11 protein-coding genes are annotated in these 9,941 nt (G+C 42.5%); 2 read left to right on the plus strand and 9 right to left on the minus strand.

Annotated elements, in window-relative coordinates; translation table 11 throughout:
* Positions 1-68: 68 nt before the first annotated feature.
* Together secDF and ETB99_RS12175 are read right to left on the minus strand one after the other, a co-directional pair.
* Positions 69-2,315, minus strand: a complete 2,247-nt coding sequence (secDF, locus tag ETB99_RS12170; protein WP_171700719.1) for a protein translocase subunit SecDF — start codon at positions 2,313-2,315, stop codon at positions 69-71.
* Between the two features lie 95 nt (positions 2,316-2,410).
* Positions 2,411-2,689 carry a post-transcriptional regulator gene (locus tag ETB99_RS12175; protein ID WP_216366178.1) on the minus strand — a complete coding sequence of 93 codons (279 nt, stop codon included), beginning with the start codon at positions 2,687-2,689 and terminating at the stop codon, positions 2,411-2,413.
* 85 nt (positions 2,690-2,774) lie between these two features.
* On the opposite strand from ETB99_RS12175, the gene spoVB reads away from it, so the two are divergent.
* A complete protein-coding gene (spoVB, locus tag ETB99_RS12180; RefSeq protein WP_077429379.1) occupies positions 2,775-4,298 on the plus strand; it encodes a stage V sporulation protein B in 1,524 nt (507 codons plus the stop codon).
* Here the strand turns inward: spoVB and ETB99_RS12185 are convergent, their stop codons facing one another.
* A complete protein-coding gene (locus ETB99_RS12185) occupies positions 4,299-4,952 on the minus strand; it encodes a DUF421 domain-containing protein (RefSeq protein WP_216366179.1) in 654 nt (217 codons plus the stop codon). It lies immediately after the preceding gene.
* A gap of 85 nt (positions 4,953-5,037) precedes the next feature.
* Here ETB99_RS12185 and ETB99_RS12190 point away from each other — a divergent pair, with 85 nt between their 5' ends.
* Complete coding sequence (locus ETB99_RS12190) at positions 5,038-5,412, plus strand: TIGR04086 family membrane protein (protein WP_035019982.1); 375 nt, start codon at positions 5,038-5,040, stop codon at positions 5,410-5,412.
* A 25-nt stretch (positions 5,413-5,437) separates the two neighbouring features.
* Here the strand turns inward: ETB99_RS12190 and yajC are convergent, their stop codons facing one another.
* From yajC to ruvA, 6 genes are read right to left on the minus strand one after another with little or no spacing between them, the layout of a single operon-like run.
* Positions 5,438-5,701: a preprotein translocase subunit YajC gene (gene yajC, locus ETB99_RS12195; RefSeq protein WP_077429381.1), complete on the minus strand. Its 264-nt coding sequence runs from the start codon at positions 5,699-5,701 to the stop codon at positions 5,438-5,440.
* 14 nt (positions 5,702-5,715) lie between these two features.
* The gene (gene tgt, locus ETB99_RS12200) at positions 5,716-6,855 is read right to left on the minus strand and encodes a tRNA guanosine(34) transglycosylase Tgt (protein ID WP_006320469.1); all 1,140 of its coding nucleotides are present in this window, start codon (positions 6,853-6,855) and stop codon (positions 5,716-5,718) included.
* Positions 6,856-6,875: 20 nt separating this feature from the next.
* Entirely contained in the window at positions 6,876-7,907 is a 1,032-nt protein-coding gene (gene queA, locus ETB99_RS12205) for a tRNA preQ1(34) S-adenosylmethionine ribosyltransferase-isomerase QueA (protein WP_077429382.1), read from the minus strand.
* Between the two features lie 24 nt (positions 7,908-7,931).
* A complete protein-coding gene (locus ETB99_RS12210) occupies positions 7,932-8,138 on the minus strand; it encodes a DUF2905 domain-containing protein (protein WP_012574396.1) in 207 nt (68 codons plus the stop codon).
* Positions 8,135-9,133, minus strand: coding sequence for a Holliday junction branch migration DNA helicase RuvB (gene ruvB / locus ETB99_RS12215; RefSeq protein ID WP_171700720.1), 999 nt, complete (start codon positions 9,131-9,133; stop codon positions 8,135-8,137). Before ruvB ends, ETB99_RS12210 begins: the two co-directional genes overlap by 4 nt.
* A 12-nt stretch (positions 9,134-9,145) precedes the next feature.
* Positions 9,146-9,739: a Holliday junction branch migration protein RuvA gene (ruvA, locus tag ETB99_RS12220; RefSeq protein WP_171700721.1), complete on the minus strand. Its 594-nt coding sequence runs from the start codon at positions 9,737-9,739 to the stop codon at positions 9,146-9,148.
* Positions 9,740-9,941: the final 202 nt, after the last annotated feature.

Genomic DNA, 9,941 nt, shown 5'->3' on the forward strand with positions numbered 1-9,941 from the left:
TTCCCTTTTGTTTTTTTTAGTGTATCCTATTCACGCCACGAAAAAACGTCGCAGCATGCGCCACGACGTTATACTTCTGGTTCTGCTTCTAGTTGGTCGCGTTTTTGCTTTCCTTTTTTCAATTGCTTTGCTTTCCAAATGAGCCACAGCTGTGCAGCAATGAAAAGCGAAGAATATGTGCCGGAAGTTAAACCAGCAAGCAATGCGAATGAGAAATTGCGAATCGCTTCACTACCGAACAATAAAAGTGCGACAACAGTAAACACAACGGTTAAAACCGTATTTACAGAGCGTCCAAATGTTTGTTGTAACGCTTTGTTGACGATATCTTTTAAATCGTCAACCGTTTTTACTTTCCGCTTTTTCATCAAATAGCGAATGCGGTCAAATGTGACAATTGTGTCGTTAATGGAATAACCTACGATCGTTAACACAGCAGCGATAAATGTTAAATCAACTTCTAAACGTGTTAAGCTGAAGAAGGCGATGATAAAAAACGCATCATGCAATAGCGCAACAATAGCTGCAATCGCCATATACATTTCAAAGCGAACCGTTACGTAAATGATGATACCGATGGATGCAATGAGTACGGAAATAAACGCATTGCGCGCCAATTCTTTTCCGACTGTCGGCGATACGGTACTTACGTTCGGTTCTACCCCGTATTTTTCTTTAAAATGCGATTTTAACTTTGAAATTTCTTTTTGATCAAGTACCCCGAGAAAACGCACAATCGCCATTTCGTTGTTATTGCCAGACAGGACAATATCTTTCGGTTCGAGTTGCAATTGTTTTAACTCTTGCTTCACTTCTTCGGTCGTTAATGATTTTTCGCTCATTAAATCAACGCGCGTACCACTAGAGAAATCGATTCCTAAATTTAATTTAGCCGTTAGCAATAATACAAGCCCGATGGCAAACATGGCCCCTGAAATGATGAAAAATAGTTTGCTTCGTTTCACAAAATCAAGACGTGCAAACTTCGTCGGCACATCTGTATCATCTGTCACTTTCGCAATATCTAACACGTCTTTTGGATTAACGCCAAAATAATGTGGTTTTTTATCGAATAAGCGACTTTTCACAAGCAAACCGAGCAAGAGACGCGTACCATATACCGCTGTAATAAAGCTCGCTAAAATGCTAATAATGAGCATTGTCGCAAATCCTTTAACAGAGCTCGTCCCGTACGCAAACAAAACAACACCGGCAATGATCGTTGTAATGTTTGCATCTAAAATCGTGCCGAAAGAACCGCGATTACCGATGCGATATGCTGACATGAGCGATTTTCCGAGCTTTAATTCATCTTTGATGCGCTCGTATGTAATAATGTTTGCATCGACTGCCATCCCAACACCTAAAATAAGTGCCGCAATGCCCGGTAACGTCAATACACCATTCATCCAATCGAAAACAAGTAAGATCAGATAAATATATACACTTAATGTAACAACAGCGACAATTCCTGGAAGACGATAAAAAATGAGCATAAACAAAAAGACAAGGGCAATGCCGATAATGCCAGCAAAAATTGTTTTTTGTAACGCCTGTTCACCGAACTGGGCACCGACCGATGTTGAATAAATTTCTTTTAACTCAACAGGGAGCGCTCCTGCGTTTAATAAATCAGCTAATTGTTTTGCTTCTTCAACAGTGAAATTTCCAACGATTGAAACGTCTGTCTGGTTGAACACTTCGTTCACTTGTGCTGCCGAAATAAACTTCGGATGCTCTTTTCCTACTTCTTTTGCGTATGAGTCAACACCTTCTTTGAAATCGAGCCAAATGACAAGCACGTTGTTCGGTGCCATACTTAATACTTTTTGTGTCACTTCTTTAAACTTGTTGGCGTCTTTTAATTGAATGGCAACGCTTGGTTTCCCTTTATCGTCAAACGTTTGTTTCGCGCCCCCTTCAACGAGGTCGCTCCCATCCATTAACACGTTATCGTGTACATCGCGAAATGTTAACTTCGCCTCTGTAGATAAAATTTCACGGGCCTTATTTTGATCTTTCACTCCTGCTAATTGAACGCGAATACGATCGTTTCCTTCTACGTCAATGCGTGGTTCGCTCACCCCAAGCACGTTAATGCGTTTATTTAGGGCACTAACTGTGCTAAGCAACACGTCTTTCGTAATTTTTTCTCCTTCTTTTGTCGGCTTCACTTCATATAAAATTTCAAAGCCACCTTGCAAGTCTAAGCCGAGTTTAATGTTTTTTACAATTTTCTCCGCTGTTGTTCCCATCATGCCGCCTAGTAAAACGACAAGAAGGAAAAAAGCAATGATGCGACTACGTTTTACCATAAAAATCCTCCTCTATTCTGGCATCTGCCAGAATTTTTACCAACAAAACAAATTATGAATGACAGTACACTTTCTGTCAATTTCCAAACGAACAATTAAAACAATTGTTCTAACTCCGAAAGCCCTTCTTCTGTAAACCAATGATCATGTTTTTGTTCCTTTTGAACGACATATGCCATGTAATCACTTGCACGCAATGATAAAATGTCGTTAACAAGTTCAAACAGCCGCTTTTCCTCTTTGTTTTTTTTCCATTTTTTCACCATCAAACAATTCCATACATCTTCAATCGTCGCTTGCTCATAACCGAGCAATTTTAGTTCATCTACTTTACTCTGTAGCGCTGGCATTAATTGTTTTCGATCCACATTCATCTCCCCCATTTTGTCATGCTTGGCCAACATGTGCATATATTTCATTGTATAAAAGATGACCTCATTTGAGAAGGTAGGGAGGAACATGTCCAAATTTTTGAAAGGAACGATCATTTTAATTGTTGCAGGATTGTTGACGCGCATACTCGGTTTTATTAATCGCATCGTCGTTGCTCGTCTCATTGGTGAAGAAGGCGTCGGTTTATATATGATGGCAGTTCCGACACTTGTATTAGCCATTACGATTACACAGTTCGGCCTCCCTGTCGCCATTTCAAAACTTGTCGCCGAAGCAGAAGCGGTGGGCGACAGACGAAAAGTAAAAAAAATATTAGTCGTGTCTTTATCCATTACAATTGTTTTAAGTATGATCTTTTTTCCAGCTCTACTTGCCATTGCGCCTGTTCTTTCTCAAACGTTATTTACAGATGCACGCGTTTATTATCCGCTCGTTGCCATTGCACCAGTCGTCCCAATCGTCGCTGTATCTTCCGTTTTGCGTGGATATTTTCAAGGAAGACAGCAAATGAAACCATATGCGTATTCTCAATTGCTTGAACAAGCGGTCCGCATCACGCTTATCGCTGCTTTTACAACCGCTTTTTTGCCGTATGGTATCGAATATGCCGCAGCAGGGGCGATGGTTTCTGCGGTCGTTGGGGAGTTTGTATCGCTCGTTTATTTATTCATTACGTTTAAACGAAAAAAGCCGATTCGCATTCGTTATCGCTTTTTCGCTTACGTAAAGGAAGGAAAGGATACGTTCGTTTCACTTATGCGCATTGCTGTACCGACACTTGGGAGCCGAATGATTGGATCAATCGCCTGGTTTTTTGAACCAATTGTCGTGGCACAAAGTTTGGCGCTTGCTGGCATCACTGCAACCCATGCGACAAAACAATATGGGGAGCTGACTGGATACGCCCTGCCCCTTTTAATGCTTCCATCATTTATTACATATGCGCTCGCCACTTCACTCGTTCCGGCTATTAGTGAAGCGGCTGCTCAAAAGCAACACCGACTCATCGAGTATCGTTTGCATCAAGCTGTGCGGCTATCCCTTTTAGCTGGAGGGCTATCGATTGTTGTGTTGTACGTATTGGCGGAAGAAATAATGCAATTGATGTATGGTGCGAATGGAGCTGCAATTTTTGTTAAAGTGATGGCTCCGTTTTTCATCTTTTATTACTTGCAAGGCCCACTGCAAGCTGTGTTGCAGGCACTCGACTTAGCGAAAGAGGCGATGACAAATAGTTTGATCGGTGCCATCGTGAAAACAGCACTTATTTTTTGGCTCGCCTCTCAACCATCGCTCGGCATTATGGGGGCTGCGCTCGCCATCACCGTTGGCATCATGGTTGTTACATTATTACATGCAGCAACGATCGTGAAAGCTATATCACTCTCTTTATACGTTAAACAATACATCGCCCATTTTCTCGTCATCGTTTCTGTTGGAACAGTTGGACATTGGCTCGTTCCGCTTTTGCCATTTTCATTGCTTACAAAAACAATTGTCGCAATCACAGTTATGGCGTTCGTATATCTCGCTCTTGCTCAATCGTTTCGGCTCATTGAAAAAGATGAGTTCCGCCAATTATTTCGTTAATCACTCATCTTTTTCATCAATATAAAACGTTCCATCTTCATATGTACAATATGAAATGTGATCGATCTGCTCATATCCACGTTTTTTTAGTTGTTCGATTAACCATGCAGCTGTTCGATTGATGAGCGCTAAATGTTCTTCTTGAATGACGCCGTCTTTAATGAGCGGCAACGCTAAAGACGGTGTTTCCTTTTTTCCTCTTTCTTTTTCAAATACAGACAGTTTACCAGACGGCTCTAAAATGGCGAACTCGACATCAGCAACGTTTTTAATATTTTTTTCCCGCAACTGAATAAGTAAATCATCAAAATTGTATCTTTGCTTTCGCATCGCTTTTTCATCGATTTTTCCGTTGTTAATAATGACCGTCGGTGATCCATCGACGAGGCGGCGAAACATTTCACTTTTTAAAGAAAAATACGCAAAAGCAATTTGAGCGGTTGTCAATACAATCATCGGTACGACCGTGTGAAAAATCGGATCTTTCGGCTGCTCGATTGCAATGACGGCCATTTCCCCAATCATGATAAACACAACTAAGTCTAAAATGCTTAACTCCCCGATCTCTCTCTTTCCCATCATACGAAAAATAAATAAAATGACACCGTACAATAGTAACGTTCGAAAAATAATCGTGACGTACTCCACATTCATTCCTCCTCGTTTGTTGCTACGTTTTTATTCTAAACAAATAGACAACCGAATATGTTTGTACTAAATGCAGGAAGGAGGGTTACGAATGATTCGTGCTATTTTTTATGGGGTTATAACAATTTTTATAAGTGCTATCATATGCAGCTTTATATTCGCTCTTTTGTTGAAGTTGACAAGTTATGACGAAACATCATTGCAATGGGTGATGCACGGCCTCGCATTTTTATCATTGTTTTTTGGTGGGTTTATTGCAGGTGGAAAAGGGAAAACGCGCGGCTGGATGCTTGGCGGGGCAACGGGTGTCATTTTTACAACCATCATTTTTTTATTTCAATTTCTCGGCATGGATCAAACGTTTTCAATTGAACAATGGGGATACCATGCTGGATTTCTCATCACAGCCATCATTGGCGGAATGATCGGCGTCAACGTAGCGACATCTCGCTCACGAAGCGCATAAAAATAAGACAGGCAACAAACCTGTCTTATTTTTCATTGACGACTTCACGAATAGCCGCACGATCGTATGTAAGGCGCGAACCGTCGCCCGCGCGAATAACGACCGTATTTTCATCAAGTGAATCGATGATGCCATGCAATCCGCCAATCGTAATGACTTTGTCTCCTTTTTGCAAATTTGCCTGCATTTGTTGAACAGCCTTTTGGCGTTTTTGTTGCGGGCGGATAAGCAAAAAGTAAAAAATCGCAAAGAATAAAATAAGCGGTAATAAGCTTGCTAACGTCTCCATATTTTCACCCCTTTCTAAAAGTTTTTCGCGTTCGGCTTATTGAAACCGTATTGTTCAAAAAACTGTTCTCGGAAATCGCCAAGGCGATCTTCGCGAATCGCTTGTCGCACTTGCTCCATTAATTTTATCAAAAAGTACACATTATGGTAAGAGGTTAGGCGAATACCGAATGTCTCATCGCATTTAATTAAATGACGAATATACGCCCTTGTATAATTACGGCAAGTATAACAATCGCAATTCGGGTCAAGCGGTGTAAAATCGCGCGCATATTTGGCGTTTTTAATGACGACGCGACCTTCGCTTGTCATCACTGTCCCATTGCGACCAATGCGCGTCGGTAGTACGCAGTCAAACATATCGATACCGCGAATCGCCCCATCGATGAGAGAATCTGGCGAGCCAACTCCCATTAAATAACGCGGTTTATTCGCTGGCAATAATGGCGTTGTAAACTCTAACACCCGATTCATTACTTCTTTCGGTTCACCAACGGACAAGCCGCCGACTGCATATCCTGGGAAATCGAGCGACACTAAATCTTGCGCGCTTTGTTTGCGCAAATCTTCAAACTCCCCGCCTTGCACAATGCCGAATAGTCCTTGCTCATTCGGACGCTGATGCGCTTTTAAGCACCGCTCCGCCCAACGGCTCGTTCGCTCAACTGACCGCTTCATATACTCATACGTAGCAGGATACGGTGGACATTCGTCAAACGCCATCATAATATCAGATCCAAGCGCATTTTGAATTTCCATCGCTTTTTCTGGCGATAAAAATAGTTTATCGCCATTTAAATGGTTGCGGAAATATACTCCCTCTTCTTCAATGCGGCGAAACTCACTTAAACTAAATACTTGGAATCCACCAGAGTCTGTTAAAATACCGCGATCCCAATTCATAAAGGAATGGAGCCCGCCTGCTTCTTTGACGATATCATGCCCCGGTCGAAGCCATAAATGATATGTGTTACTTAAAATGACGCCTGCTCCCATTTCCTTCAATTCCTCAGGTGAAAGCGTCTTTACAGTCGCGAGTGTACCGACAGGCATAAACATCGGTGTTTCAAACGAGCCGTGCGGCGTATGAAGAATACCGAGGCGCGCCCCCGTTTGTTTACATGTTTTAATGAGTTCGTAACGAATTGGTGTCACATATAGTCCCCTTTCTCAACTTATATAATGAGCATTGCATCGCCAAAGCTAAAAAACCGATAACGCTCTTTTACTGCTTCTTCATAAGCGCGCAACACATGCTCTCGACCTGCTAGCGCACTAACGAGCATAATGAGCGTCGACTTTGGCAAATGGAAATTTGTAATCATGCCGTCAATTGCACGAAACGTATAACCCGGATAAATAAAAATGTCCGTCCAACCGCTTTCAGCGACAAACGTTCCATCGTGACGGGATGCAATCGTCTCCAACGTGCGTGTTGAAGTCGTCCCAACAGCGATAATACGTCCGCCTTGCGCTTTTACATCGTTCAGCAATTGCGCAGTTTGTTCTGACATTTGATAAAACTCTGCATGCATATCATGTTCTTCAATGTTTTCTACATTCACAGGACGAAACGTCCCTAATCCGACGTGCAACGTAATGAAGGCGAGATGTACCCCTTTTTTCCGTACATCTTCAAGAAGTTGCTCTGTAAAATGTAACCCTGCTGTCGGAGCCGCAGCTGATCCTGCTTCACGAGCATAAACCGTTTGATATCGTTCGCGGTCATGAAGTTGTGCTTTAATGTAAGGAGGAAGCGGCATTTCGCCAAGCGACTCAAGCACTTCAAGAAAAATACCATCATACGAAAACGAAAGAATGCGTCCACCATGTTCGAGCTCCGCGACACATTCCGCACGTAAACGACCGTCACCAAATGAGATGATCGTTCCAACTTTTACACGCTTCGCTGGCTTGACAAGCGTCTCCCATTGATCGCCATCGAGCTGTTTCAATAAAAGCACTTCGATATGCGCCCCTGTTTCTTCTTTTTCTCCATATAGTCGGGCTGGCAATACGCGCGTATCGTTTAAAACAAGGCAATCGCCTTCTTTCAAATACGATAAAATAGAACGAAATGTTGGCTCATGTGTCACTTCGCCTGTTTTTTTATCGAGCACCATAAGGCGTGATGCTTCACGATTCGGAAGCGGGGTTTGTGCAATGAGTTCTTCTGGTAAATAAAAATCAAATAAATCGATTTTCATATTCGCGTCCCTTTCTTTATTGTATTAACGAAAACGGCCGATAATATAAAAAATAAGCGATAAAACGACACTTAAAATAACAGATGTCATGATCGGGAAATAAAATGTTGCGTTTTCTTTTTTGATGACGATGTCTCCTGGTAATCGACCAAGTTTCACAAATTGCATCAAAAAACCGACGATGATAAGAACGACACCAATCAGCATGATTGTTTTTGGTAGGTTCGTCATTGCGGCACCTCCATCCCAAAATGATGGTATGCAAGCGGTGTAACGATTCGTCCACGCGGTGTTCGTTGTAAAAAACCGATTTGTAACAAATACGGTTCATATACGTCTTCAATCGTTTGTGCTTCTTCCCCAATCGTTGCGGCAATCGTTTCTAATCCGACAGGCCCACCGCGAAATTTTTCCATCATACTTTTTAATAGTTTATGGTCAAGATGATCTAATCCTAATCGATCGACTTGCAATTGTTCGAGCGCCTCATTCGCTAAAAGAAACGTGATCGTCCCATCACCGCGCACTTGGGCAAAATCGCGTACACGTCGCAACAGTCGGTTTGCGATGCGCGGTGTGCCCCGTGAACGACGAGCAATTTCAAACGCGGCTTCTTCCTCGATTTGTACTGCAAAAATGTGCGCTGTTCGCTTCACAATATGCGCAAGCTCCTCAGGGGTATAGTATTCTAAACGGCTTAATACACCAAAGCGGTCACGCAGCGGGGCAGAAAGCGCCCCAGATCTTGTTGTTGCCCCTACGAGCGTAAATGGTGGTAAATCGAGGCGGACAGAACGAGCAGCTGGTCCTTTACCGATGACAATATCTAAACAAAAGTCCTCCATTGCCGGATACAACACTTCTTCTACTGCTCGCGGCAGACGATGAATTTCATCAATAAAGAGCACATCACCAGGTTCAAGCGTTGTTAAAATCGCGGCTAAATCGCCGGGCCGCTCAATCGCTGGTCCCGCTGTTGTACGCAATTGCACCCCCATTTCGTTTGCGATAATCGCGGCAAGCGTTGTTTTTCCAAGCCCTGGTGGACCGTACAACAACACGTGATCAAGCGTCTCCCCGCGCATTTTCGCCGCTTCAATAAATACAGTTAAGTTTTCCTTTACTTTTTGCTGTCCAACATATTCCCGCAACTGTTTCGGGCGAAGACTGTATTCAAGCGATGCGTCATCATAGTCAGCTGCGCTTGAAATGAGACGCTCCTCCATCATGCATCCCCCTTACTTTAGTAGTTTTTGTAAAGCAAGCTTAATATATCCTTCTGTCGATAACCGTTCTTGTTTTAGCATCGGCACAACTTTTTGAATTTCTTTGTCTGCATAACCGAGCGCCTTTAACGCTTCAAGCGCTTCAGAAAGCGCATTCGTTTCTTCAAGTGGCTCTGTAAATAAATTCGGGAAAGCATCAGGTACAATGGCTTGCAGTTTTCCTTTTAAATCTAAAATCATTTGCCGCGCCGTCTTCTTCCCGACACCTGGAAACTTACATAAAAACTGATCGTTTTCTGCTTCAATCGCTTCAACAAGTTGCTCAAGCTGACCAGCTGCTAAAATGGCAAGCGCCCCTTTCGGTCCGATGCCTGATACTTGCAATAGTTTAGCAAATAACGTTCGCTCTTGGCGAGTATGAAAACCGTAGAGCGCAAGCACATCTTCACGCACGTACTGATATGTATATACAACAATTTGTTGCTGTTTGTTCATTTGAAACGAAAACGGATTGGGAGTAAAAATTTGATAGCCTACTCCGTTATTTTCGATGACAACATATTCCGGGCAAACGTAATCGACATATCCACGAATAAATTCAATCAACGCCTCGTTCCTCCTTTTCTCACGCTTTTCATTTTAGCATAATACAAGAAAAGCGGAAAGCAGAAGGCCAAACACGTTTGAGTCAAGACTTTGTGGGAGATTTTTTTCTCGACCGATTTTTTTGGTTATATATGGTTTTATAAAATCGTTATATGTAAGCGCTTTTACTTACTCTCATCCTGTAGGTATGTGCGTTTTCTCT

This window comes from Anoxybacillus sp. CHMUD (genome assembly GCF_013096965.1).
Taxonomy (GTDB): Bacteria; Bacillota; Bacilli; order Bacillales; family Anoxybacillaceae; genus Anoxybacillus; species Anoxybacillus kestanbolensis_A.